This window comes from Stenotrophomonas humi (genome assembly GCF_001431415.1).
In the GTDB taxonomy this organism is placed as follows: domain Bacteria; phylum Pseudomonadota; class Gammaproteobacteria; order Xanthomonadales; family Xanthomonadaceae; genus Stenotrophomonas; species Stenotrophomonas humi.
In genome coordinates, this window is record NZ_LDJI01000006.1 from 167,032 (window position 1) to 193,259 (window position 26,228).

General features: G+C 65.4%; 16 protein-coding genes. 14 read left to right on the plus strand and 2 right to left on the minus strand.

All coding sequences use genetic code 11. The annotated features are described in order from the left end of the window. Positions 1–426: 426 nt before the first annotated feature. Complete coding sequence (locus ABB26_RS03400) at positions 427–3,513, minus strand: TonB-dependent receptor (protein WP_057632170.1); 3,087 nt, start codon at positions 3,511–3,513, stop codon at positions 427–429. A gap of 769 nt (positions 3,514–4,282) precedes the next feature. On the opposite strand from ABB26_RS03400, the gene ABB26_RS03405 reads away from it, so the two are divergent. From ABB26_RS03405 to ABB26_RS03455, 11 genes are all read left to right on the plus strand, one after another. Beyond that, positions 4,283–6,745 carry a GH92 family glycosyl hydrolase gene (locus ABB26_RS03405; RefSeq protein ID WP_057632171.1) on the plus strand — a complete coding sequence of 821 codons (2,463 nt, stop codon included), beginning with the start codon at positions 4,283–4,285 and terminating at the stop codon, positions 6,743–6,745. Positions 6,746–6,843: 98 nt separating this feature from the next. Further along, positions 6,844–7,905 carry a LacI family DNA-binding transcriptional regulator gene (locus ABB26_RS03410; RefSeq protein ID WP_057632172.1) on the plus strand — a complete coding sequence of 354 codons (1,062 nt, stop codon included), beginning with the start codon at positions 6,844–6,846 and terminating at the stop codon, positions 7,903–7,905. 46 nt (positions 7,906–7,951) lie between these two features. Next, positions 7,952–9,259, plus strand: a complete 1,308-nt coding sequence (gene fucP / locus ABB26_RS03415) for an L-fucose:H+ symporter permease (RefSeq protein WP_057632173.1) — start codon at positions 7,952–7,954, stop codon at positions 9,257–9,259. Positions 9,260–9,265: 6 nt separating this feature from the next. Continuing rightward, positions 9,266–10,261, plus strand: a complete 996-nt coding sequence (locus tag ABB26_RS03420) for a carbohydrate kinase family protein (protein WP_057632174.1) — start codon at positions 9,266–9,268, stop codon at positions 10,259–10,261. After that, positions 10,258–11,496, plus strand: coding sequence for an AGE family epimerase/isomerase (locus ABB26_RS03425; protein ID WP_057632175.1), 1,239 nt, complete (start codon positions 10,258–10,260; stop codon positions 11,494–11,496). The genes ABB26_RS03420 and ABB26_RS03425 overlap by 4 nt, the downstream gene beginning before the upstream one ends. A 196-nt stretch (positions 11,497–11,692) precedes the next feature. Beyond that, the gene (locus ABB26_RS03430; protein ID WP_152982542.1) at positions 11,693–14,317 is read left to right on the plus strand and encodes a glycosyl hydrolase 2 galactose-binding domain-containing protein; all 2,625 of its coding nucleotides are present in this window, start codon (positions 11,693–11,695) and stop codon (positions 14,315–14,317) included. Further along, positions 14,317–15,756: a glycoside hydrolase family 47 protein gene (locus ABB26_RS03435; RefSeq protein ID WP_057632176.1), complete on the plus strand. Its 1,440-nt coding sequence runs from the start codon at positions 14,317–14,319 to the stop codon at positions 15,754–15,756. The genes ABB26_RS03430 and ABB26_RS03435 overlap by 1 nt, the downstream gene beginning before the upstream one ends. A gap of 197 nt (positions 15,757–15,953) precedes the next feature. Then, on the plus strand, positions 15,954–16,610 hold the full coding sequence (locus ABB26_RS03440) for a response regulator transcription factor (RefSeq protein ID WP_057632177.1): 657 nt from the start codon (positions 15,954–15,956) through the stop codon (positions 16,608–16,610). Continuing rightward, the gene (locus ABB26_RS03445; RefSeq protein ID WP_057632178.1) at positions 16,607–18,436 is read left to right on the plus strand and encodes a sensor histidine kinase; all 1,830 of its coding nucleotides are present in this window, start codon (positions 16,607–16,609) and stop codon (positions 18,434–18,436) included. Before ABB26_RS03440 ends, ABB26_RS03445 begins: the two co-directional genes overlap by 4 nt. Before the next feature lie 98 nt (positions 18,437–18,534). Further along, positions 18,535–20,226: a hypothetical protein gene (locus ABB26_RS03450; protein WP_057632179.1), complete on the plus strand. Its 1,692-nt coding sequence runs from the start codon at positions 18,535–18,537 to the stop codon at positions 20,224–20,226. Positions 20,227–20,260: 34 nt separating this feature from the next. Further along, complete coding sequence (locus ABB26_RS03455) at positions 20,261–20,530, plus strand: hypothetical protein (RefSeq protein WP_152982527.1); 270 nt, start codon at positions 20,261–20,263, stop codon at positions 20,528–20,530. A gap of 11 nt (positions 20,531–20,541) precedes the next feature. Here ABB26_RS03455 and ABB26_RS03460 read toward each other — a convergent pair whose 3' ends face one another. Next, positions 20,542–22,737 (minus strand): primosomal protein N', encoded by a 2,196-nt coding sequence (locus ABB26_RS03460; RefSeq protein WP_057632244.1) that lies wholly within the window; start codon positions 22,735–22,737, stop codon positions 20,542–20,544. Positions 22,738–23,161: 424 nt separating this feature from the next. Here ABB26_RS03460 and ABB26_RS03465 point away from each other — a divergent pair, with 424 nt between their 5' ends. From ABB26_RS03465 to ABB26_RS03475, 3 genes are all read left to right on the plus strand, one after another. Then, positions 23,162–24,160, plus strand: coding sequence for a hypothetical protein (locus ABB26_RS03465; RefSeq protein WP_057632181.1), 999 nt, complete (start codon positions 23,162–23,164; stop codon positions 24,158–24,160). Next, positions 24,147–24,722: a DUF3106 domain-containing protein gene (locus tag ABB26_RS03470; protein ID WP_057632182.1), complete on the plus strand. Its 576-nt coding sequence runs from the start codon at positions 24,147–24,149 to the stop codon at positions 24,720–24,722. Before ABB26_RS03465 ends, ABB26_RS03470 begins: the two co-directional genes overlap by 14 nt. 129 nt (positions 24,723–24,851) lie before the next feature. After that, positions 24,852–26,216, plus strand: coding sequence for an MATE family efflux transporter (locus ABB26_RS03475; protein ID WP_057632183.1), 1,365 nt, complete (start codon positions 24,852–24,854; stop codon positions 26,214–26,216). The last annotated feature ends 12 nt before the right edge of the window (positions 26,217–26,228 follow it).

A 26,228-nucleotide genomic window follows, 5' to 3' on the forward strand; every position in this document is an offset into this window, starting at 1 on the left:
TGGAGCTTTGTTTGAAGCCCCTCTCCCGCTTGCGGGAGAGGGGTTGGGGTGAGGGCAGCTTTGGCTTTGGTTGAAGAGCAGTAGCAGCACATCAGCAACAGCAACAGCAACAGCAACAGCAACAGCAACAGCAACAGCAACAGCAACAGCACCCCCCTCCGCCCTTCGGATACCTCCCCCAGCAAGCGGGAGAAGGGACGATCAAATGTGGCTGTCAGCTGAAGCCCGCAGCCCAAAGCAACCAGCAACCAGCAACAGCGCTTTCATCCGCTTCAGGCACCGCCGTCTTCGCGGGGGCAGGCCCTTTGTTCTCCGGCAGGCGGGGGAAGGGAAAGCAATCTCCGTCCAGCCTTATGAAAAAAAAGCCGCGCTGTTGCCAGCGCGGCTGTTCATCACCGTCGTGCGTTGGGCACGGTTACAACGGTCTTAGAACTTCCAGTTCATTCCGAAGTACATCACACGGCCCGCGTAACCGTTGGAGTAGAAGCGGGCCTTGGTGTCGTTGCCAAGATGCGTGCGGGTCTCTTCCTTGGTCAGGTTCAACACCGAGGCAGTCAAGCTCAGTGCCGGGGTGATGTTGTAGGCGGCGTTCAGGTCGATCTGCTGGTAGGGCTCCTGGTAGAGGTTCAGGCCGCTGACCAGGCCCTGCACCACTTCGCCGCGACGGTTCCAGGAGGCACGCAGCAGCAGTTTTTCCACTTCATAGAACACGGTGAAGTTGGCCTGGTTCTCGGCGCTGCCAACCAGCGGTGACTTGCCGATCGCCGTACCGTCTTCCAGGGTGATTGCTGCTTCGTTGGTGTCGTTCCAGGTGTAGTTCGCCTGGAAGCCCAGGCCGAAATCCAGCGTATGCTGCGCGTAGAACTCCACACCCTGCGACACCGCATCACGACCACCGGCGGTGGTGGAGTAGTTCTGCACGACCACGCTCTGGCCGCCGACGTTCTGCGTCACGTCCTGCACCACCGGTACCGAGAAGTTGCTGACGTCCTTGCGGAACAGGCCCAGGCCCAGCACCGAGCCAGGCTGGAAGTACCACTCCACGCCGATGTCGTATTGGGTGGCTTTGTAGGCTTCCAGATTCTTGTTGCTGCCCGAGCCGTACCAGCCCTGCTCGCTGGCACCACCGGTGAGGCGGCGGTCGTTGACGTATTCGGGGCTGAAGTATTCCAGGCTGCCCGGTGCGGCGATGTTGCTGTAGCTCGGGCGTGAGATCACCTTGGAGGCGGCAGCGCGCAGCAGCAGGTTGTCGGTCAGGTCGTAGGCCAGGTTGAAGCTGGGCAGCACGTCGGTGTAGTTGCGGTCCAGGCCGCTGACCGCGAACGACTCTTCGCGCTGCTGGTCGTCCGAGAGCCGCCAGTACCCTTCGGTGCCGCAATAGGTATCGGCGGGTGCGCCACCGGGTACCGTGGCGCCGGCCTGGCAGGCCAGCGGGTTGCCGTTGGCGTCATCGTAGAAGTAGTCGTTGTACGAGGTCACCTTGTCGGTGGAATCAGCGTGTTGGCGGGTGCTGACCACGCGCACGCCGACGTTGCCGCGCAGGCGCTCGGTGCGGAAGTTGGCCTGCAGGTAGGTGGAGTAGATCTTTTCGTCCACGTTGTAGACGAAGTTGTCCTCGTTGCGGGTCTGCATCGGCCCGTAGGTCTTGTTCAGATGGGCGATGTAGGCCGGGTAGTTGATGGCCGGGAACGCGCTTGCATTGATGCCGCCGGCGAGGTTGCCCATGCCGTACACGAAGTCCGGCGAGAACTGCTGGGCGATGTCGTTGCAGCGGCCGTTCCAGTAGCGGTTGCCGTAGTCGCTCGGGTCGGTGCCGGGACAGGCCCAGTAGCTGTTGCCGGTGCTGCGGTGGATGCCACCGTCACGGTACTTGACGCCGAACTGCAGCGATTCCAGGAAGCCTGAGTCGTTGTGCCAGGTGGTATCGATCTGGGCGAACTTTTGCTGGTTGGTGTTACGGGTCCAGGACGAGCCGGTGGAGCCGAGGTCAACCTGCAGGATGCCGTTCTTCAGGTTCTGCATCAGTTCCGGCGAGAACGCCATCGACGGCGTGCCGGTCAGGCTCCAGGAGCTGGCCAGGTTGCCCAGGTTCCAACTGCCGTCCGCATTCTGGCTGCGCGGCTTGAGCGGCACCGAGAACTGCAGCGACGGGCCGCCCTCGGCCCAGGTGCGTCCGCCCTTGAAGGCGATGTCGACCGATTCACCGATCCATTCGGCGGAGAAATCGACGGTCTGCGACAGTGCTTCTTCGAGGTTGTAGCTGCCGGTGATCTGCGGGGTCGGCACGGTGCAGTCGTCAGAACCCCAACCGCCCGGCGCCATGCCGCCGGCGGCGGCTTGGTCTTCGCTGCAGTAGTAGGTCTTGCCCGGGTGCTTGCTGTAGTTGGCGCCGGTAACGATGGTGCCACTCGGGTCCATGGTCAGCCCATCGAGCAGGCGCCCGCCGGCCCAGTTGCCGTCGCCCCAATAGCGGGCGATGTTCCATTCCGGCACCTTGATGGTGTGGGTCTGGGAGTTCTGCGACAGGTCGAAGCGGAAGTAGTTCGCGGTCAGGGTGAGGTTGTCCACCGGCTTGAATTGCAGGGTGATCTGGCCGCCCTTGCGCTCGCGTTCCTCGTCCTTGACGTCGAGGTTCACCGAGGTCGGCATCATGAAGCCGGTGTAGTACTTGCCGTTCTGGTCGTAGAAGCCGGTACCGCCCCACCAGTTGGAGTTGAAGTCGGAGGGGTTGCCGTTGACGTCAACCGCGGTGCCACCTTCGTCACGGCCATACCAGGACCAGCCTTCGGTGCTGGCGCCCATGGTGCGGGTGGTGCGCTTCTGGTTGGTATAACCGACGAACACGCCGAAGCGGTCGTCCTTGTCATGCCACGAATATGAGGCCGAGAGCTGGCCGTCGGTCTTCTTGGTGGTGTCGGCCCAGGTGCCTTCGACGGAGACGAAGCCGGTGTTGGATTCCATGTCCAGCGGGCGGCGCGTGTGCAGGATCACCGTGCCGCCGATGCCGCCTTCGTCGATGCGCGCTTCCGGCGACTTGAACAGTTCGGCGCTGCCCAGCATGTTCGCCGGCAGCAGGGTGTAGTTGAACGAACGGGTCGGGTCGCCGTTGGATTCGGCGGTGGCCACGTAGTTGCCGTTCAACTCGGTCAGGGTCAGCTCCGAGGACAGGCCGCGCACGCTGACGTTCTTACCTTCGCCACCGCTGCGGGTGATGATCACGCCCGGCACGCGCTGCAGCGCGTCGGCCACGTTCTTGTCGGGGAACTTGCCCACGTCTTCGGCGGTGATCACTTCGACCACGGCATTGGCGTCGCGCTTCTGCTCAAGGCTTTTTTCGATGGCGTAGCGGTAGCCGGTGACGTTGACGCTGTCGAGCGTGGTGGCGCTGGGCGACGGCGTTGCGGTGGTGGCTTGCTGTGCGAAAGCGCTGGCCGGCAGCAGGGCGGCTGACAGTGCGATGGCGATGGCAGCTGACAGTGTGTCGCGGCCGTGTGTGCGTGCGTTGTGTTTCATTCCCCTCTCCTGGATTGAATACGTGGCTGATGCGGAAACTTGAATCGATCTAATTATTGGAGCCGACTTCATATGTGAGCGCAGGGTGCCTGGTGCATGGCGTTCCGGCCATGGGTGGCCAGGCCCCCGCATCTTCCTCATTCCCGGCAATCGTGGTCATTCGATTTGGATCGATCTAAACGATTGGCGCGGATTTTTTAACACAGGCCGCTGGCCGACGCATGCTGCTACGCAATATGGCGGGGCGGGGTTGGCGGGAGTGCCGGGCTGGCCTGCGCAGCCTGACTGCGCTCTACCCGATGGGTGGGTGTGCGTTGGGTAGTGCCGAGCCGTGCTCGGCAGGGGCGTGGCCGGGCAAGCCTCCAGCGCAGCGTGGCTGCACGCTGCAGCGGCCAGGGGCACTTTTCCGGCGCCTGATGCTGCGCCGCAGAATGCATCAGCGGAAATTGTCATGCTTTACTTGGATCGATCTAAATTCACAGGGGCGGGATCCGGGGCGGTGCAAAGGGGGCTGCGCAGCCACGCGCCACCGTCGCATTGGCCCGGCCTTCAACTCACCAAGGTGTCGTGACCATGCTCAGGTTTTTCCCCGATCGTTGCCTTGCCGACCCGCTATTTGGGCTTCGGTTCTCCCCTGTCCAATGCCAGCCAGTTTCCTGATCCCGGCACTCTCTCCCCCATCCCTCAGCGGATGGGCCGGGCATCAGCGGCCCGGCTTCGGCCGGGCCACCCTCTCGCCATACCGACATCGACCCACAGGATCCAGCACATGAGCCGCATGCCGTCCGCTACCTTGCTTCCCCTCGCGCGCCGCCCGTTGGCGGGCCTGGCCTGTCTGCTGGCGCTGTCGTTCGCGCCGCTGCTGCAGGCTGCGTCGGCCGGACTGGAGCGCGAGGTCAACACCTTCATTGGTAGCAAGGACGACGGCAACACTTATCCGGGTGCTTCGGCGCCGTTCGGGTTGATCCAGGTCAGCCCCATCGGCAGCCATTACGCCGGCTGGCGCTATGACGATGAAAAGATCCGTGGCTTCGGACATTCCTTCATTTCCGGCGCCGGTTGCTGGGAGCAGGGTGGCCAGGTGTCGGTGTTGCCGGTGACCGGCAGCATTGGCCCGGGCGGTGATTTCGATACCAAGGACGCCAAGCGCTTCGATCACAAGAACTACGCCTCGGCCTACAGCCACGACGGTGAAATCGGCCAGGCCGGCTACTACAAGGTGCGCCTGACCAACTACGGCGGCATCGACGTGGAAACCACTGCGCGCACCCGCGCTGCGAGCGAGCGTTACACCTTCAGTGCCGACAACGGCCAGGGCCATGTGCTGATCAACGTGGGCCAGGCCAATGAGCGGCATTCGGTAATCGGCAGCGTCGTTGATGTGGTTGGCGACCGTGCGGTGGAAGGCAAGCTGGTGACCAAGAGCTTCTGCGGTGGCCACCAGTACACCACGTGGTTCCGCATCGAATTCGATCGTCCGTTCAAGGCGTTTGGTACCTGGGGCGAGGGCGGCGGCCTGCCCAATGCACGTCACAGCATGGAAGGCGAACTCAAGCCCAATGGCGCTTGGCTGAGTTTTGATCTGGCCGATGGCCGTGCGGTGACCGCCACCAGTGCGATCTCGCACGTGGATGCCGACGGTGCACGCAACAACCTGCGCGTCGATGGCATGCAGGGCGATACGCTGCTGGGCTTTGACCGCATGCGCACGCTGGCGCAGCAGGCCTGGCGCAAGGAGCTGGAGGCGGTGCGTGTACAGGGCGGCAATGCCGACGATCGCACCGTGCTGTACACCGCGCTGTATCACGCGCTGCTGCAGCCGATGACCGGCAGTGATGCCGATGGTCGCTATCGCGGCTATGACGATGCCATCCACCGTGCCGACGGTTGGACCTACTACGAATACTTCTCGCTGTGGGATACCTATCGCACGCAGAACCAATGGCTGGCGATGACCCGCCCGGAAGTGGCGCGCGATATCGGCCGCAGCGTACTGGCCATCGACGAACAGGGGGGCTGGTTGCCGCGCTGGGGCTATGCGAATTTCGAAACCAACATCATGACCGGCGACCCGGTGACGCCGTTCCTGGTGGACCTGTGGCGTTTTGGTGCGCTGACAGGGCGGGAGTCCGATGCGTGGAATGCGCTGCGTCGCAATGCATTCTCGATGCCGCCGATGAACTCGCGCTTTGCCGGCCGTTCCGGCAACGCCAGCTACCTCGCCAACGGCTATGTGGCCTATGACCGTGCGTTCCCATCGAAAGGCATGGATGTCGATCCGCATCATGGTGGCTCGGCCACGCTCGAATACGCACTGGCCGATTGCGCATTGGCGCAGATGGCTGATGGTCTGGGCCATGCCGATGACGCAAGGACGCTGCGCGATCGTGGCGGCAACTGGCACAAGGTATGGGACGCGGACGTGCGCGATGCCGAAACCGGCTTCAGCGGCTTCCCGCGTCCGCGCGCTGAAGGTGGCCAGTGGTACACGCCGGCCGATGGTCATTACAGCCCGCGTTCGCAGCATGGCTTCCACGAAGGCACCGGTTGGCAGTACCAGTGGTTGGCACAGCAGGATATGCCGGGGCTGGTGACTGCGATGCATGGTCGTGAAAAGGCCGGCGAACGTCTGGATGCGTTCTTCGCCTATGACGAACTGCTGAAGGCACCGCTCACCGCCGCGCGCAAGGCGTGGGTGGTTGGCCCGTACAGCTATTACAACCAGTACCGCTACAACCCGAACAACGAGCCGGACCTGCACTCCCCGTGGATGTACACGCTGATCGGCCAGCCGTGGAAGACCGCCACCGTGGTGCGCGCCGCGCAGCAGCTGTTCACCAACGCGCCCAACGGCGTCACCGGCAATGATGACCTGGGCACGATGTCGGCCTGGTACCTGTTCAGTGCGCTGGGCCTGTACCCCGCCGTGCCGGGAAGCGGTGAGTTGCTGCTGCATGCACCGCGCTTCAGCAATGCGCAGATCCAGCTGGGCAATGGCCGCACGCTGCAGCTGCAGGCGCCCGGCGCCGATGGCCGCAGCCTGCAGTACATCCAGGGCGTGCAGTTCAACGGCAAGCCGCAAACACAGGTGTGGCTGGATTGGGAACAGCTGCGCCAAGGCGGCACGGTGCGTTTTGAACTGGGCGCGCAGGCACCGGAGCGGGGCTGGGGCACGGCGGTTGCAGACCTGCCGGTGTCGTACTGCGCCACCCCGGGCAGCGAACTGAAGTGAGCGCCAAGCGCACCAGGCCTGCGGTGATGGCGGTGGGCGCCGATGCGCGCCCCGGCGATCCATTAGGCTTGGTGCATCCAGACAGACCAGCGGAAGCGATGAACGAGAAATCTCCAGGCGCCGGCAAGGGCGTACGCAAGGCCGGCAACCGGGCCGTCACCGTCACCGATATCGCGCAGGCGGTGGGGGTGTCGCGGGCAACCGTGTCGCTGGTGCTGCGTGGCAGCCCATTGGTCAATGTCGACACGCGGGCCAGGGTCGAGGCCGAGCTGCGGCGGCAACGTTACGTGTACAACCGCACCGCCGCCAATCTGCGTCGACGCACATCGTCATCGATCGCCTTGGTCATCAATGACCTTTCCAACCCGTTCTTCGCCGAATTCGCATCGGGTGTGGATGAGGCGCTGGGCGGCAAAGGCTATGTGACCCTGCTCGGCAGCACCGGTGAATCACCGGAGCGGCAGCAGGCGGTGCTGTCGACGCTGATGGAGCACACGCCCACCGGTTTCATTCTTTCGCCCGCCGAAGGCAGTGATACGCAGGCGCTGACGCAGGTACTGGGCGCGCACGCCAACGTGTTGTTGTTCAACCGCGAACTGGTTGGCGCAGAGTGGGACTTCCTCACCCTCGACAACCAACATGGCGCGTACATGGCCACGCGCCATCTGATCGAGCGTGGACATCGTGACATCGCCTTCTTCGGCGGTCATGCCGTTTCCAGTTCGTGCCATCAGCGCCGCACCGGGTATCAGCAGGCCTTGAATGAAGCCGGTTTGCAGGTGCGTCCGGATTGGTTGATCGAATCAGCGCCCAATCGTCTGGAAGCCGCTGCGCGCACCGGTGAGTTGTTCAACGGTGAGCAGCGCCCGAGTGCGGCGGTCTGCTACAACGACACCGTGGCGCTTGGCCTGATGCTGGGCCTGACCTCGCGCGGCATCCGCCCGGGCGGTGATTTCGCCGTCACCGGCTTCGATGACATTTCCGAAGCCGCGGTCGCGGTGCCGCCGCTGACCACATTGACCGCCGATCCACGTGAGCGTGGCCGTCAGGCAGCAGCCTTGTTGCTGCAGCGCCTGGACAACCCCGATGCACCGCCGATGCGCACCGTCGCGCCGGTACAGCTGCGTATCCGCGAAAGCAGTGCCGCGCGGCCGATCTGATCTTTCCTCCACCCTTCCGATATCACCGCACCGAGGCGTACCGCGCATGGCGATACCAACAACACCGCTGAAAACGACAGGTTCGTCCGCCTCGGTGGTCAATCCACGGATGGCCATGGCGGTCGCCACCACCATCTTCTTCATGTGGGGCTTTCTGACCAGCCTCAATGACGTGTTGATTCCACACCTGAAAGCGGTGTTCGAGCTGAACTATGCCCGCGCGATGCTGGTGCAGTTCACCTTCTTCGGCGCGTACTTCCTGATGTCGTTGCCGGCCGGTCGGCTGGTGGCACGGCTGGGTTACAAGAACGGCATCGTCGCGGGTCTGGTGATCGCCGGCATCGGTGCACTGGGCTTCTGGCCGGCGGCGGCGCTGCGGGTCTATGAAGGCTTCCTGGCCTCGCTGTTCGTGCTGGCGACCGGCATCACCGTGTTGCAGGTAGCTGCCAATCCATATGTGGCACTGCTTGGCCCTGAGCAGACCGCTTCCAGCCGGCTCACGCTGGCCCAGGCGCTCAACTCGCTGGGCACCACGCTGGCACCTTTGTTCGGTGGCCTGTTGATCCTCGGTACCACGGTCAAGAGTGGTGATCAGATCGATGCCTTACCCGCTGCAGAGCAGCTGGCGTATCGTGCCGCCGAAGCGCAGTCGGTGCAGGGGCCGTATGTCGGTCTGGCTATCGCGTTGGTGTTGCTGGCCGTGTTCGTCTACCTGTTCCGCCTGCCGCCGCTGTCCGAGGCCACCGAGCAGGCTGACAAGAGTCACCACACGCTGATGGACGCCCTGCGTCAGCCACACGTGCTGTTCGGTGTGCTGGCGATCTTCTTCTATGTGGGCGCGGAAGTGTCCATCGGCAGCTTCCTGGTCAATTATCTGTCGATGCCGGAGATCGGCGGGCTGACCGAGCAGCAGGCCACCAACTATGTGTCGCTGTATTGGGGCGGCGCGATGATCGGTCGCTTCGCCGGCTCTGCCCTGCTGGTGCGGCTGTCGCCGCGCAAGCTGCTGGCCGGATTCGCCGTGGCCAACGTGGTGCTGCTGGCGCTGACCCTGATGTCGTCCGGGCAGACCGCGCTGTACTGCATCGTGGCGACCGGCCTGTTCAACTCGATCATGTTCCCGACCATCTTCGCGCTCGGCATCGAGCGCCTGGGGCCGCTGACCAACAAGGCTTCCAGTCTGTTGATCATGGCCATCGTCGGCGGTGCGTTGATCCCGCTGCTGCAGGGTGTGCTGGCCGACCGCATCGGCCTGCATCACTCCTTCATCGTGCCGCTGCTCTGCTACGGCTACGTCATTTTCTACGGACTGGTGGGCTCGCGCCCCCGTACCGGCAACGGCCAGGGGGGCTGAGGCCAGATGGGCAAGATTGTTTGTTTCGGCGAAATTTTGATCGATCTATTAGCGCAGCCACCGGCCTCGGCGGACACCCCGCGCGCGTTCCTGCAGTACGCCGGTGGTGCTCCGGCCAACGTTGCCGTGGCCGCTGCACGACTGGGTGCCAGCAGTCATTTCGCCGGCATGCTGGGCCGTGACATGTTTGGTGATTTTCTTGCCGAGAGCCTGGCCGAGGCCGGTGTCGGTACCGATTGCATCGTGCGTACCGATGCGGCCAAGACCGCACTGGCATTCGTCGCACTGGATGCCGATGGCGAGCGCAGTTTCAGCTTCTACCGGCCGCCAGCGGCGGACCTGTTGTTCCGCAGTGAGGATTACCATCCCGCCTGCTTCGACGGCACGGGCTGCTTCCACGTGTGCTCCAACAGCCTGACCGAACCGGCCATCGCGCAGACCACGTTCACCGGCATGGAGCGCGCGCGCGATGCCGGTGCGGTGGTCAGCCTGGATCTCAACCTGCGCCCGGCACTGTGGCCAGCCGATGTCGATCCGACACCGTGGCTGTGGCAGGCGCTGGAGCGGGCCGACCTGGTCAAGCTGTCACGTGAGGAGCTGGACTATCTGGCAAAGCCGTACGGCAGTGACGGTGACACACACGTGCTGCAGCGTCTGTTGGCGGCACAGGCGCGCTGGGTGATCGTTACCGATGGTGCTGGCCAGCTGTACTGGTATACCCGCGACAGTCGCGGTGAGCTTTCCAGTTTCCGCGTTGACGCCGTGGACACCACCGCCGCGGGGGATGCCTTCGTCGGCGGCGTGTTGTTCGGTCTGGCCGAGCGCGCGGCCACCGGCACGGGCTTCGCTGCGTTCTGCCGTGATACGCAGGCCATCACCGACACGCTGCGCTTCGCCGCAGCCGTGGGCGCCCTGGCGGTCACCCGCAAGGGTGCCTTCGCCGCCATGCCCACCCTGGACGAAGTGCAACAGTTGCTGCAGCAACAGGACGCCATCGCATGAACACCACCACTCCCGATTTCCGTTCCCCGGCTTTCCTTCGCGCGCATATCGCCGACACGATGGCCTTCTACCATCCGCACTGCATCGATCCGCAGGGCGGCTTCTTCCATTACTACCGCGACGATGGCAGCGTCTACGACGCCAGTCATCGTCACCTGGTCAGCAGTACCCGTTTCGTCTTCAACTATGCGATGGCGTACCGCGAGTACGGCAATGCGGAGTATTTGGACGCGGTGAAGCACGGTGTGGACTACCTGCGCAACGTGCATCGCAATCCGGCCACAGGTGGTTACGCGTGGACGCTGCGCGATGGGCAGGTCGAGGACGACATGAACCACTGCTACGGCGTGGCGTTCGTGTTGCTGGCCTACAGCTGTGCGTTGAAGGCCGGCATCGAGCAGGGCCGCGAATGGATGGACGAAACCTGGCAGTTGCTGGAACGCCATTTCTGGGAACCGCAGCACGGCCTGTACCGCGATGAAGCCGATGCGCAGTGGAACTTCACCGGGTATCGCGGCCAGAACGCCAACATGCACATGTGTGAAGCAATGTTGGCCGCCTTCGAAGCCAGCGGTGAGCAGCGCTACCTCGAACGCGCACTGCAGCTGGCCGACAACATGACCCGTCGCCAAGCCGCCAAGGCCGGCGGTCTGGTGTGGGAGCATTACGACACCGCGTGGAATATCGATTGGGACTACAACCTCGACAATCCCAAGCACCTGTTCCGCCCATGGGGTTTCCAGCCCGGCCATCAGACCGAATGGGCCAAGCTGCTGATGATCCTCGACCGTCACGTGCAGGCGGATTGGCTGGTGCCGACTGCGCGCCACCTGTTCGATACGGCGATGGCCTGTTCGTGGGATGACGCGCGCGGCGGCCTCTACTACGGATTCGCACCGGAAGCACGCCGCCAGCCCGGCATGGACGGAGCGCCGATCGGTGGCGACAGCTTTGTCTGTGACGACGACAAATACTTCTGGGTGCAGGCCGAATCGCTGGCCGCTGCCGCGTTGCTGGCCAAACGTACCGATGACGCTGCGTACTGGCAGTGGTACGAGCGGCTGTGGGCGTACGCGTGGGAGCACTTCGTCGATCATCAGTACGGCGCCTGGTTCCGCATTCTGGATGCGGACAGCCGCAAGTACAGCGACGAGAAGAGCCCCGCCGGCAAAACCGATTACCACACCATGGGCGCCTGTCACGAAGTGTTGAACGTGGTGCGGGAGCCGCGTTGATCGTGCACGCGGTGTTTCCGTCGTCATCCCCGCCATCCCGGCAATGACGACTTCATGAACTTCAGAACCCGGTAAGGCATAGCGCAGACAGCGGCACGGAGGAGGGGACATGCAAGGTGCAAGCGTGAAATTTGGATCGATCCATAAGCGCCTCGTTCCGCGCTGGCGCAGCGTGCTGCTATGCCTGTTGTGCGGCATGAGTGGCATCGCCACAGCCGCACCGCTGCAAGCGCAATGGAGTTTCCGTCTGCTACCGGGAGATGCGCAGCTGCAGGCGCATGCAGGCATGGATGCCTGGCGTCCGGCGCAGGTGCCGGGCAGTGTGCACACCGATCTGATGGCTGCAGGCGTGATCGGCGATCCCTATGTAGGCGCGGCCGAGGCCGGGCTGCAGTGGATCGGCCTGGGTGATTGGGAATACCGTGCGCACTTTGACGTGGATGCGGCGACATTGGCAAAGCGTCACGCCGAGCTGCGCTTTGAGGGGCTTGATACGTTCGCCGAGGTCAGCCTCAACGGTGCGCCGTTGTTGAAGGCCGACAATGCACACCGCACCTGGCGCGTACGTGTCGACGGTCGCCTGCGTGCCACCGGCAACGAGTTGCGCATCGTATTCCGCTCACCGATCCGTACCCTGCTTCCTCAGGTGCAGGCGATGCCGCACAAGATCGCCGGCAACTATCCCTCGCCATATGGCGACGAGCCGAAGGATGCGATGGTCGGCAACTTCGTGCGCAAGCCGGCCTATCACTTCGGCTGGGACTGGGGGCCGCGCTATGTGACCGCGGGGGTGTGGCGCGGCGTGCAGCTGGAGAGCTGGAACGACCATCGCATCACCGACCTGGTGGTGCGCACCGACGCATTGGATGCGCAGCGCGCCGACCTGAGCGTACTGCTGCAACTGGAGCAGGGCGAGGTGGCTGGCAAGGCCAGGGTGGTGGTCGATGTGCTCGATCCGGACGGCAAGCGTGTGACGCGCCTCGAACGTGATGCCACATTGCAGCCCGGCAGCAACACGCTGCAGCTGCCGGTGAGCATCGCGCAACCGCGGCGCTGGTGGCCGGTGGGTTACGGCGCGCAGGATCGCTATACCGTGCAGGCCCGCGTGGACGGTGGCAGCAATGCCGAACACCGGGCCAGCCTGCGCACCGGCCTGCGTACCGTGGAGCTGCAACGCGAAGAGGACAAGGACGGCGGGCAGGGCTTTGCTTTCGTCATCAATGGCGTGCCGGTATTTGCCAAGGGCGCGAACGTGATTCCGTTCGATGCGTTTCCGGCCCGGGTCACCCCTGAGCGTCTGCGCCGCGATCTGCAGGCCGCGCGCGATGCCAACATGAACATGCTGCGCAACTGGGGCGGTGGCTACTACGAAGACGATGCGTTCTTCGACATCGCCGACGAACTGGGCCTGCTGGTCTGGCAGGACTTCATGTTCGGTGGCGGCATGCAGCCCGGCTACGATCCTGCGTTCCGCAGCAATGTCGTGGCCGAGGCACGCGACAACATCCGCCGCCTGCGCCATCACCCGAGCATCGTGCTGTGGTGTGGCAACAACGAAGAAGAAACGGCATGGAAAGACTGGGGGCATGGCAAGGACCTGAGCGCCGCCGACCCGGTGTTCGCGGCCAAAGTCTGGCAGGGCTATGTCGATCTGTTCGGCAAGGATCTGCGCGCGGTGGTGGCCGAGGAAAGCCTGGGCGTGCCGTACTGGTCCAGCTCGCCCAGCAATGATCTGGATGCCAAGGCCAATGATTCAACGCGTGGCGACAAGCACTACTGGCAGGTGTGGGGAAACCCCGCGCTGCCGGTGACAGCCTACCTGAGCGAAACGCCGCGCTTCATGTCCGAGTACGGCCTGCAGGCGTGGCCGCAGCTGTCCACCGTCGACGCGTTCGCGACGAAGCAGGAGCAGCAGATCGACGGGCCGGTGATCCAGGCGCACCAGAAATTCATGGCCGGCAAGGGCAACGAACGGCTGTTGCACTACATCGGAATGGAATATGGCGCGCCGCGCACGTTCGCCGACTTCGTCTACCTGAGCCAGGTGATGCAGGCCGAAGGTATCGAGCTGGCGGCGTTGCATCATCGTGCATCGCGTCCTTACACGATGGGCTCGCTGTACTGGCAGCTCAATGATGTGTGGCCGGGTGCGTCGTGGTCGAGCGTGGATTACTTCGGCAACTGGAAGGCGCTGAACTTCCATGCGCGCCGCTTCTTTGCCGACGTGGCGGTTGCCGCGCTGCGCGCTGCCGGCGAAACCCGGGTCAGCCTGCTCAATGATGGCCGTTCACCGCTTGCCGCGCAGCTGCGTTACCGGGTGATGGATTTTGATGGCCGCGTGCTGCAGCAACAACAGCAGGCGGTGACATTGGCGCCGCTGGCGGCTACCGAAATCATGCGCCTGAGTGATGCTGCATTGCTGAAGGGCGCCGATCCGCGTCGCACGCTGGCGGTGTTCGAGTTGCTCGGTGACGACAAGCTGCTGGCGCAGCGCATCGTCTACTTCGCCGCTGCAAAGGAACAGCTGCTTGCCGCCGACCAGGTGCAGGCCGAGCTGCGGGCGGAAGGCGATCACTACCGCCTGCGCTTGAACAGCCGCAGCCTTGCGCGTGCGCTGTGGATCGATTTTGACAATGCCAAGGCCGATGTCGAGGACAACGCCTTCGACCTGCTGCCCGGGCAACCCCATGACGTGGTCGTGCGCAGCCGCGCCGACCTGTCCACCCTGCGTGCCGCACTGCGTCTACAGACGCTGGGCGATGCGCTGCACTCCCACCCAGCTCCATCGCAAGACAACGCTTCCGTCCAGAGGATTCCATGATGACCCGTGCCCTGCGTAGTGCCCCCTTGGTAGTCGCCGTGATGTTGGCGCTCACTGCCTGCAACAACGCGTCCGCGCCTGCCGCTTCCACCGCCCCGGCAGCACCTGCAACGACGGCTGCAAAAGCCCCGCTGGCCGACGTGCCGGTGGTGGACGACGCCGAAGCCGCACGCATGGCAGAGCAGGTGCGCGAAGCCACCCGCCACGCCTGGCAGGGCTACATGCAGTACGCCAAGGGCCACGATGACCTGAAGCCGCTTACTGCCAAGCCGCGCGACTGGTATCCGGTGCCGTTGCTGATGTCGCCGGTGGATGCACTGGACACGCTGCTGCTGCTCGGCATGGACAAGGAAGCCAACGAAGCACGCGAGCTGATCGTCAGCCAGCTCTCGTTCGACCAGGACATCGACGTGCAGAACTTCGAGGTCACCATCCGTCTGCTCGGCGGCCTGCTGTCGGCTTACCAGATGACCAACGACGAGCGTCTGCTCAAGCTGGCCGACGATCTCGGTACACGCCTGTCGCCGGTATTCGACAGCCCCACCGGCCTGCCGTACACCCACGTCAACCTGCGCACCGGCAAGACCAGCGGCAAGATCAGCAACCCGGCCGAGACCGGCACGCTGCTGCTGGAGTTCGGCACCCTGGCCAAGCTCACCGGCAAGCAGGCGTATTACGACAAGGCCAAGCGTGCGTTGGTGGAAACCCACAACCGTCGTTCGAAGATCGGCCTGGTGGGCTTGAACATCAACGTCGAAACCGGCGAGTGGACCAACAAGGACGCATCGATCGCTGGCGGCATCGACTCGTACTACGAGTACCTGCTCAAGTGCTGGAAGCTGTTCGGCGATGAGGACTGCAAGCGCATGTGGGACGAGAGCATCGGCCCGGTCAACCAGTACCTGGCCGATGAAGTGCGTGAGGGTGAGCTGTGGTACGGCCATGCCGACATGGATACCGGCAAGCGCACTTCGGCGACGTATGGTGCGCTGGATGCGTTCATGCCGGGCCTGCTGGCACTGGGCGGTGACCTGGATCGCGCCAAGCGCCTGCAGGAGTCGAACCTGAAGATGTGGCGCTTGCACGGCATCGAACCGGAGTCGCTGGACTATGCCGCGATGGAAGTGCGCTCGCCGAGCTATGCGCTGCGTCCGGAGATCGTCGAATCGGCGTACTACCTGCACCACTACACCGGCGACGCGCGCTACCGCGGCATGGGCAAGGAGTTCTTCGACGACTTCGTGCGTTACACCCGCACCGAGCACGGCTTTGCCGCACTGAAGGATGTGCGCAGCAAGGAGAAGGACGACTCGATGGAGAGCTTCCTGTTCGCCGAGACGTTCAAGTATTACTACCTGCTGTTCGCCCCGGCCAAGACCCTCGACTTCGACGGCGTGGTATTCAACACCGAAGCGCATCCGCTGCGGAAGACCTGGTAAAGCGAAGGCGACCCTCGCCCCATCCTCTCTCCCGCAGGCGGGTGAGGGCCCAGGTCTGCATCGGCTGTTGCTCAAAGCCCCTCTCCCGCTTGCGGGGGAGGGGTTGGGGTGAGGGCACTCTCATTCATCCGGGCAGGCTCGGGCTTGCCGTAGGGGCGCGCTAAACTCCACCGCAACGGGGAGCGAGGCGAGCGCTGATGGAGTTGTCTTCCATCCTGATTGTCGATGATGACGCGGCGTCGCTGGCGCGGCTGGCACGGCTCGTGGCCGAACTGCTGGAACCGCAGCCGGTGAGGCTCCGGACCGCCGCCAACCTTGCCGATGCGCGCGACCTGCTGCAGCGTGAATCCTTCGCGCTGGCGCTGGTGGACATGCAGCTGCCAGACGGCACCGGTACCGATCTGATCGCGTGGATGCAGCGGCAGGTGACGCAGGTGCAGGCGGTGATCGTGTCCGCGTTCGCCGAGGAAGAGGCGATCTTCGCTGCGCTGCGTGCCGGTGCGGTGGGCTATCTGCTCAAGGACCGCGATGACATAGAGCTGCGCGTGGCGTTGCGCAGCCTGCAGCGTGGCGGTGCACCGATCGACCCGATGATCGCCCGGCGCATCCTTGCCTTCGTGCCCGCGGCGACACCCGCGGCACCTGCTCCGGCGGCCAGCGTGCCGCTGTCCGAACGCGAACTGGGCATCCTCGGCCTGGTCGCGCAGGGCTACGGCAACCGCGAGATCGCCGAGCTGCTCAGCCTGTCGCGCCTGACCATCGAGGCGCATACCCGCAACATCTACCGCAAGCTGGCCGTCGGTTCACGCACCGCGGCGGTGTTCGAGGCGCGCGTGCTTGGGCTGCTGCCATGATCCGCGGGCTGTTGGGCCTGTTGTTGCTGCTGCTGGTGATGGGGAGCGCGCTGGCCGCTCCCCCGGCGGTGGCGCGTATCGTGCAGGCCGAAGCGGTGCGTAGCGGCTGGGAGGCGCAGGCGCCACCGCTGCAGGGGTGGGAGCCTGTGACCCTGGCCGACCAATGGCAGACGCGCTGGCCCGACCATGACGGCGTGGTCTGGTACCGGCTGCGCTGGCAGCAGGGCGATGCCGGCGAACCGACCGGCCTGCTGCTGGACTACACCTGCATGGCGGCGGCGGTATACCTCAACGGCAGCCTGATCGACCGCGACCCGTCGCTGGTCGAACCGTTGTCGCGCAGCTGGCATGTGCCGCGCTACTACCTGCTGCAGTCACCGTTGCTGCGGCAGGGCGAGAACGAACTGCTGGTGCGGGTGTCGGGGCTGGTGGCGTACCAGCCCTCGTTCGGTGTGGTCGACGTGGGTGATGCCGCCGTGCTGCAGGCACGCTATCGGCAGGAAGTACGCGTGCGGCATGACCTGCAGCTGCTCGATACCGCCATCGGCTTCGTGCTGGCCGGCGTGATCGGCCTGTTCTGGTTGCTGCGGCGCAAGGAGGCGATGTACGGCTGGTATGCGCTGAGCGCGGTGTTCGGGCGCATGTATGACACCAACTTCGTGGCCACCAGCCCGTGGCCGTTTACCACCACCGATGGCTGGCAGGCCTTCATCGCTGGCTGCTACGTGGTGGCTGCGGCGGCGCATACCGTGTTCCTGCTGCGCTTCAGCGAGCGGCGCTGGCCGCGCTTCGAGCGTGTGCTGATGGGCCTGGCGGCGGTGGCGATGGCGGCGGCGCTGCTGTGGCCGCAGTGGATGGGGCCGCATCGCAACCTCTACCTGGTGCCACTCATCGCCTTCCTGTACGTGGTGTCGTTCACCTTCATGGGCTACGCGCTGCGCAGTGGCCGTCGTGACGCGCAGGTGCTGGCCTTGTGCATCGTCCTGCCGATCCTGGTGTCGCTGCACGACCTGGGCGTGTACATGGGCTGGTATGGCGGGGTCAGTTACCTGGGGTCCTTCACCTCGCCGTTGATGCTGCTGGGCATGGGCTTCGTACTGGCCTACCGTTTCGCCAACACGATGAAACGCGTGGAGGGGTTCAACGCCGAGCTGCGCCATGAAGTACAGCAGGCCACGTCCCAGCTGTCGGAAACCCTGAACGCGCAGCATGCGTTGGAGCTGGCGCACAGCCGCGCCGGCGAGCGCCTGCAGCTGGTGCGCGACCTGCACGATGGTTTCGGCGGCACCCTGGTCGGGGCGATCGCGCGGCTGGAGCAGGCCCCGCAGGAGATGCCGCGTTCAAAGGTGATCGAACTGCTGCGCGAGATGCGCGACGACCTGCGCCTGGTGATCGACAGCACCGCACGCGAGCACGCCGACCTGGCCGAGATGCTGGTGCCCTTGCGGCACCGCGCCAGCACCCTGCTGGAAGCCGGCGGCATCGATACCTACTGGCACCTGCAGGACCTGCACGGGGTGGAACTGGGCGCCTCCCGCAGCCTGGACCTGCTGCGGCTCATGCAGGAAGCCCTGACCAACGCGTTCAAGCATGCCCATGCGACACGGGTGGACATCACCCTGCGACGGGACGGTGACCGGCTGCAGCTGCAGATCGACGACGACGGCATAGGCCTGCCGGCGACCGTGCCGGGCAGTGCAGCGGGCGGCGCCGGCATGGCCAGCATGCAGCTGCGGGCCAGGCGCATGGGCGGTGACCTGCAGGTGGGTCCGGCCGATGACCGGAACGGAACCCGCGTGCAGTTGGAGCTTGACCTCGCCCGTTGATCCGCGTCCCAAGGACACCTGCGTACCTGATTTCGTGGATGCTGATCCTGCAATGATGGCGATAGGGTTTGCCCCTTGTTGAATCGGGGGACACCATCATGCGCGGCCGTGTCATTTCAAAAGCTGATCGAGTAGCCGCGGCACTGGCGGTCGCCGGCCTGCTCATCTTGTTCCCATCGCTGCCTGCGGATGCAGCCGAAGTGGTCGGCGGAACCACGCCAACGGCCCCCTGCACTCAGGATGCAAGTACCGGTGCCCTGGCCTGCCTGGACGGCAGTCGGGTGGGCGGTGACGGTGCGTCTGGGCCATACGAGCCCGGTGCTTCCAGTTCGGCCGGCGGCTTGGGAAATGCGACGGGCAACACGGCGATCGGTAAGGGCAGCTCGGTCGGCATGGGCGGGCAAGGTGCCAACGGGATGGCCGGTGGGAGCGGTGGGGTGGGTGGCAGCGGTGGAGGCTACAACCTCGCCTTTGGTGCCGGCAGCAGCGCTGGCAATGGCGGTAAGGCCGGCGACGGCATTGCCGGCGGCACCGGCGGAGATGGTGGTGCCGGCGGAAACTACAACATCGCTCTGGGCGATGGCAGCGAGGCGGGCAACGGCGCCGATGGCAAGGAAGGCTGTTGTGGCTTCAAGGGCACGTCTGGCACCGCAGGTACGGACAACAACGTGGCCATCGGCAGGAATGCCAAGGCAACGGGCGGTGGTTCAGTTGCACTGGGGGCGGGCAGCACCGATGCCGGCCTGGCCAATGTCGTGTCGGTCGGTTCGGCCAGCCAGCAACGGCGCATCGTCAACGTTGCCGCCGGCGTGGCCGCCACCGATGCCGCCAACGTGGGCCAGCTCACTGCGCTGGGGACGTCATTGAATGCGAACCTGGGAGGGGTCGCGTCATGGCTGGGCGGTGGGGCCGCTTACAGCGGCGGCGTGTTCACCGCGCCAACCTTCGCCGTCCAAGGCAACAGCTACGGCAATGTCGGTGCCGCGCTGTCGGCCATCGATACCCAGCTCACCGCAATCAAGGGCCGCGCCGACCTGGCGGTGTACTACGACGACGCCAGCAAGGCCTCGCTGACGCTCGGCGGGGGCGCCGGCTCGGGTTCCGCGGGAGCATCGGGGGGGACCCGGGTGGCGGGCGTGGCCGACGGCACCGCCGCCGACCATGCAGTCAACAAGGGGCAGATGGATGCGGGGGATGCGGCCGCCATCGACGCGGCCGGGAATTACACCGATACCCGCGAAGGCGCGATCCGTGCGGACATGGCCACGGCCGATGCCAACGTGTTGTCCTCGGCCAAGGCGCATGCGGACAGCGGCGATGCAGCCACTCTGGCCGCGGCCAACGGCCATACCGACGACCGCGAGGCGGCAATCCGCACGGACATGGCCAGCGCCGATGCCACCACGCTGCAGTCGGCCCGCAGCTACGCCGATGGCACTGCCAGCCAGGCCGTCGCCGCCGCGAACAGCTATACCGACAGCCGTTTCGAGGCCGTGGACCTGCAGTTCGACGGGTTGCGGCGAGAGATGGATGACCGCTTCATCCGTCAGGACCGTCGCATCGACCGGATGGGCGCGATGAGCAGCGCGATGCTCAACATGGCGGTGAATGCGGCGGGTTCGCAGAGCGGTGGCGGGCGCGTTTCGGTCGGCGCGGGTTTCCAGGGCAGCGAGAAGGCCGTGTCGATCGGCTACGGCCGCAAGCTCGGCGCACGCGGCTCGTTCTCGCTGGGTGGCGCATTCAGTGGCAGCGAGAAATCAGGCGGTATCGGCTTCGGCGTGGATCTGTAGGTCGTTCGATCCGCGCCAGCGATGTGGGGGCGTCATGAACACTTTCAGGTGCATGGTCGAGGCACGTCGTGCCGGGGGCGTGCCTGGCCGGCAGAACAACGCGTGGTGCGTGTGCAGCCCGATCCGCTGGTCCGCCGCGGGGCCGGTGGCAGGTGCATGGCTGGTCCACGACCCGGACCTGCGGCGTTGCATCGAGTGCGATGCGAACCAAGATGCCTGGCGAACGGTGATCGCGCAGCAGCAGGCGTTCGCCTCGGTGATCACACGCATTGAGGCCGCCGCAGTGTCCTCCATTGGCGGTTGAACGCTGCAACGTCAGTACAGGTCCATCGGATCCACATCCAGCGACCAGCGCACGCGCCGCGCCAGCGGCAGTGCTTGGACCTGCGCCATCAACTGGCTCAGCAGGCCATGCAGCGGCCGCCGTTGTTCGGCCGACAGCAACAACTGCGTGCGCTGGAATCCGGCCCGGCGCGGCATCGGCGCCGGCATCGGTCCGTAACGTTCGACGCTGCTCTGCGCGGGTATCAACTGTTTCACGGCGGCCAGAAACTCGTTGGCCTGCTCCACCTGTTTGGCTTCGGCACGCATCAGCGCCAGGTGCGCGAACGGTGGGAATCCCGCTGCCTCGCGCTGCAGCAGTTCGGCCTCGGCGAAGGCGTGATAGCCGCCGTTGACCAGCGTGTGCAGCAGGGCGTTGTCGGGATGGTGTGTCTGCAGCCAGACCTCACCAGGACGTTCCGCACGGCCCGCGCGGCCGGCGACTTGGATCAGCTGCTGCGCCAGTTTCTCGCTGGCGCGGAAGTCGGCCGAGAACAGGCCTTCATCGATACCGACCACCACCACCAGGGTCAGCTTGGGCAGGTCGTGACCCTTGGCCAGTATCTGCGTGCCGACCAGGATGCCCGGTTGTTCGCCGAGCGTGGCCAGCGTCTGTTCCAGCGCATCGCGGCGCGTGGTGGTGCCGCGGTCGATACGCAGCACCGGGTAATCGGGGAACAGCTGCAGCAGGCGTTCTTCCAGGCGCTCGGTGCCGATGCCCTGCGGTTGCAGTGCCAGGCTGGCGCAGTCGGGGCAGGCCAGTGGTACCGATTGGCGCGCGCCACAGTGATGGCACTGCAGACGACGGCCACCGCCATGCACGGTCATCGGCGTGGTGTGCAGCGGCGTGCTGCAGCGTTTGCACGGCGCCGTCCAGCCGCAGTCGTGGCATAGCAACACCGGGGCGTAGCCCCGTCGGTTCTTGAACACCAACACCTGGCTGCCGGCCTTCAGATGCTGGGCGATGCCAGCCAGTACCTCCGGTGACAGGCCATCCTGCAGCGGCCGTTTGCGCACGTCGAACACCCGTACGCCCGGCGGCTTTGCATCACCGGCACGCTGTTGCAGGCGCAGGTGCGTGTAGCGGCCGCTGCGTGCGTTGTGCAGTGATTCCAGCGAGGGTGTGGCACTGCCCAGCACCACCGGTATGTTCAGGGCCTTGCCGCGCACCAGTGCGAAGTCACGCGCGTGATAGCGGATGCCGTCCTGCTGCTTGTAGCTGCCGTCATGTTCTTCGTCGATGACGATCAATCCGGCCTGCGGCAACGGCGTGAAGATCGCCGAACGCGTGCCGACAATCACCCGCGCTTCGCCACGCGATGCGGCCGCCCATACCCGCGCACGTTCGTTGTCGTTCAAGCCCGAATGCAGCGCGTGCACCGGGATGCCCAGCCGGTTGCGGAAACGGCTCAGCATCTGCGGCGTCAAGCCGATCTCCGGCACCAGTACCAGCGCCTGGCGACCCTGTTGCAGGCAACGGCTGATCGCCCGCAGATAGACCTCGGTCTTGCCGCTGCCGGTGACGCCATCGAGCAGGAACGGCTGGAACCCGTCGCAGCTGTTGAGGGCGTCAATGGCGGTCTGCTGCTGCGGGTTGGGCGTCGGGCCGGGGCGGGTGTCGGCTTGTGGAATCAATGCCGGCACGTCGACGCGCTCTGCGAAGCCGCGCTTGGCCAGGGCGCGGGCCGCGCTGCGCCAGTCGTCGAGCTGGTCGTCCAGTAGGTCTTCGTTGACCGCGCCGACTTCCAGCAATGCGGCCAAGCGCTGCGGACGGGTGCCGGCGCGCAGCTTGGCCAGGCCGTCGCGACCGGCGGCGGTCAGCTCCCAGGCCCAGCCGTGGGTATCAGGCAACGCCTCGCCGCGGCGCAGGGGAGCCGGCAGGGCGGTGGCAATCACTTCGCCCAACGGGGCGTGGGTGTAACGCGACAGCCAATGCAGCGAGTCGGCCAACTCGCCGTCGATCAGCGGCGCCGGGTCCAGCCACTCCAACGCCGCGCGCAGGGGCACGTCGTCGTCGACCTGGCCGATGCTCTCCACCACCCCCACCAGCTCGCGCGGGCCGAACGGCACCCGCAGGCGCCGGCCCACGTCGTTGGCGGCGGGCGCGGGGCTGCCTTCGGGCGGCAGGTAATCGAACAATTGCGGTAGCGGCACCGGCAGGGCGATGCGCAGGGTGGGGCAGGCAGGCATGGGCGGCAGTGTAGCGTCAGCGGGCAGGGTGCCAGCGCTCATCGGCTTGCGTTGCGTTGTTGTGAGCGCGCGTATAAATGGCGCGTAAACGCAGGCCCTGATTGGGGATTTTGGCTTATCCACATTTGCTGTGGATAACTCTGTGGGTGAACATTGTGCTCCACGCGGTTTGGACGACAGTTCAAGCCTCAGGGTCAACTTGGACAAAAAATAGCCACATTGAATATTTAAATTAAATCAACAAGTTATCCGTGAAACAAAAACGAAATGTGGCCCGGTCCGGCTCCATGCGTGCTGTCTGTTACAGGGTATTGACGCTGTGCACAACTTGCGGCAGCCGCCTTGAAGCGCCCTGTGAAGGCCATGTGCAGGCATCGGCAGCCAAGGATGCGCTGGGTATCATTCCCGGGATGATGGAGTTCACATGACGGCCGCACCCGCCCCCCTTTCCCCGGCCGCAGCCAATGCACTGTCCGCCTTCCTGCGAGGCGTGGAGCGCCGCGCGCTGGTGGTGGCTGAACTGCAGGTCGGCGATGCCGGGCTGGCCGAACGTGCGGTGGCGGTGGCCATGCGTGCCTTCGTCGGCCACGCCGCCGACCTGCAGATGGCTGACTGGCCCGCCCGTTTCTGGGGTCTGTTGTGCAGTACCCCGCAGTTGCTGGCACCGCCGGCAGGTGGGCATTGGCCCGAGCAGGTTGCGCACCTGCAGGTTCTGGCCCCGGCTGAACGGCTGGCGATGCTGCTGCGCATCGGCGTTGGCATGGATGAGCCTGCCGCTGCTGCGGTGCTGGGGGTCGAGGTGGATGCCTATCGCCAGGCCCTGGCCGGCGCCTGCCCACGCGACGCAGAGGGTTACCCGGATGCAAATGGCTGGCGACAGCTGGCTGAAGACGTGCAGGCAAGGATCCGCGATCTCTCCCAGCCACGCCTGCAACAACTGGAGCAGCTGCGCGAGTCGGTGATCAGTGGCGTGCTCCCGACCAAACCGGCCCCGGCGCCTGCGCTCACCTTCCAGGATGACCGCCGCAGGCCCGCACCACGTCGGCGTCAGCGCGAGCCTTGGCGCCTGCGCACCTGGTTGCTGCTGTGCGTGCCGTTGCTGCTGCTGGCCGTGGTGGCGGTTTGGTGGTGGCGCTCGCATGCGCCAGCCGCCGCCAACACGGGCAATGGGGTGAGCGACACCGGCCCGGTGCAGGTGGAAGAACTGCCCGACGACAGCACCCCGCTGGCCCCGGGCGAGGACGCCCATGCTGCTGCTGATGCCGCCATGCTGGCCGATCCGCGCCTGGCGCTGGCACGCGACGCGGACTTCCTGGCCTGGTACGCCGCTGGTGGCCCGTTGCCGGTGGACGAATCCCAACCGCAGCCGAGCCGGCCGGAACCGGCAGGTGCTGCATTGGAGACGGTCGATGCCGAGAATTGATCGCCGCTGGCTGTGCGGCCCGCTGCTGCTGAGCGCCGCGCTGGTCGCGCATGCCGCCGTGCCCACCGCCTTGCCGGCGTCGGTTGAACAAGCCCCGCCGGTTGCCGGTGCGCAGACCCCGCAGGCGGCCTGGGCGGCGATGACACCGCAACTCAAGCGCGAACTGCGCGCCCGCTATGCCGCCTGGCAGGCGCTGCCCGAAGCCGAACGTCAGCGAATCGCGCAAGCGGCGGCCGCGCTGGCGGCCATGCCTGCCGCACAGCGTGATGCCCTGCAGACGCACTTCCAGGCCATGGACCAGATGCATCGCGATGGCTGGTTGCTGGGTCCGCGGCTGGGTGCGCTCTACGCCAAGCTGCAACCGCTGCTGGGCTATCTGCCGGCCGAACAGCGCGAGCCGATGCTGGCCCTGCTGCATCAGCTCGACGCTGCGCAGCTGGAACAACTGAGCCTGATTTCGCAGCGCACGCCGCCGCAGGAGCGGGTCGCACTGCGTGAACAATTGTTGGCTTTGGCGCCCACGCAACGTGCCGCGTGGCTGCAGCAGAACGTGGCACGCTGACCCAGTCGTGCCGGCCGTTCATCGGCGGGGCGGGGAAGTCACCTTCCTGCCACGCTAGAATGCGCACACTCCGCAACCCGGCATCGCTGCGCTTTCCGCGCCGGCCGCAGTCTGCGTCTTCTGTTTTTTATGTCTACTTCTCCCGCTACGCCGCGCTTCATGCAGGAAGTGCGGACGACCGGTCTGCTCGCGTTGCCGTTGGTGCTTGGCCACGTTTCGACCGGTCTGATCGCTTTCGTCGACAACACCATTGCTGGCCACCATGGCACCGATACCTTTGCTGCGGTCAGCATCGGTACGGCATTGCTGTGGCTGCCGATGCTGGTGCCGATCGGCACCCTGATCTCGCTCACCGCCTCGGTCTCGCAGTTGCATGGGGCAGGGCGCGAGCGTGAAATCGGCCCGCTGTTCCGTCAGGCGCTGTGGCTGGGCGTGGGCCTGAGCGTGCTGATGTTCCTGTTCCTGAGCGTGGTGCCGGCGTTCCTGCCGGCGTTCGGCATCGCCCCGGAAATCGTGCCCGGCGCCACCGATTTCCTGCATGCCATCCGCTGGGGCGTGCCCGCGCTGACGTTGTACTTCTGCATGCGCTATCTCAGTGAAGGCATGCACTGGACATTGCCGACCATGCTGATCGGCTTCGGCGGGCTGCTGGTACTTGGGCCACTGGGCTATGCGCTGTGCAACGGCAAATTCGGTTTCCCGGAACTGGGTGCCGAAGGCCTGGGCATCGCCTCGTCGGTGACCATGTGGGTGCAGGCACTGTGCTTTGGCACCTACCTGTGGATGACCAAGCGCTTCGCCCACCTGCAGTTGTTCAGTCACTTCGAGCTGCCGCGCTGGCGTGCCATCTGGGACCTGCTGCGTACCGGTTTGCCGATCGGCATCACCGTGCTGATGGAGGGCGGGTTGTTCATCATCACCGCGCTGCTGATCGGCCGCATCGGTGCCATCGAGGCCAGCGCCCACCAGATCGCCATCAACGTGGCGCAGCTGTGTTTCATGATCCCGATGGGCGTGGCCGAAGCCACTACCGTGCGCGTGGGCCATGCCGTCGGCAGCAACGATCCGCTGGGCGTGCGCCGTGCCACCTGGGCTGGCTATGCCATCGTCATGGTCACCCAGTTGCTGTCGATCACCGGCCTGCTGCTGGGCCATGACGCTGTGGTGCGCCTGTACACCGATGACCTGGCCGTGGCCGCGCTGGCCTCCACGTTGCTGCTGTACGCGGCCACCTTCCAGATTCCCGATGGCATCCAGGTGCTCTCGGCCGGTGCGCTGCGTGGGCTCAAGGACACGCGCGTGCCGATGTTCATCGCCATGTTCGCGTACTGGGGCGTGGGCATGCCGCTGGGCGCCGGTTTCGGCCTGGGCCTGGGCTGGGGGCCGCAGGGCATGTGGGTGGGCCTGATCATGGGCCTGACCGTGGCCGCGGTGCTGCTGGGCTGGCGTCTGCGGGTCAGCAGCCGGCGCCTGATCGCCCACGCGACCCCCTGACTTAAAGGCCAT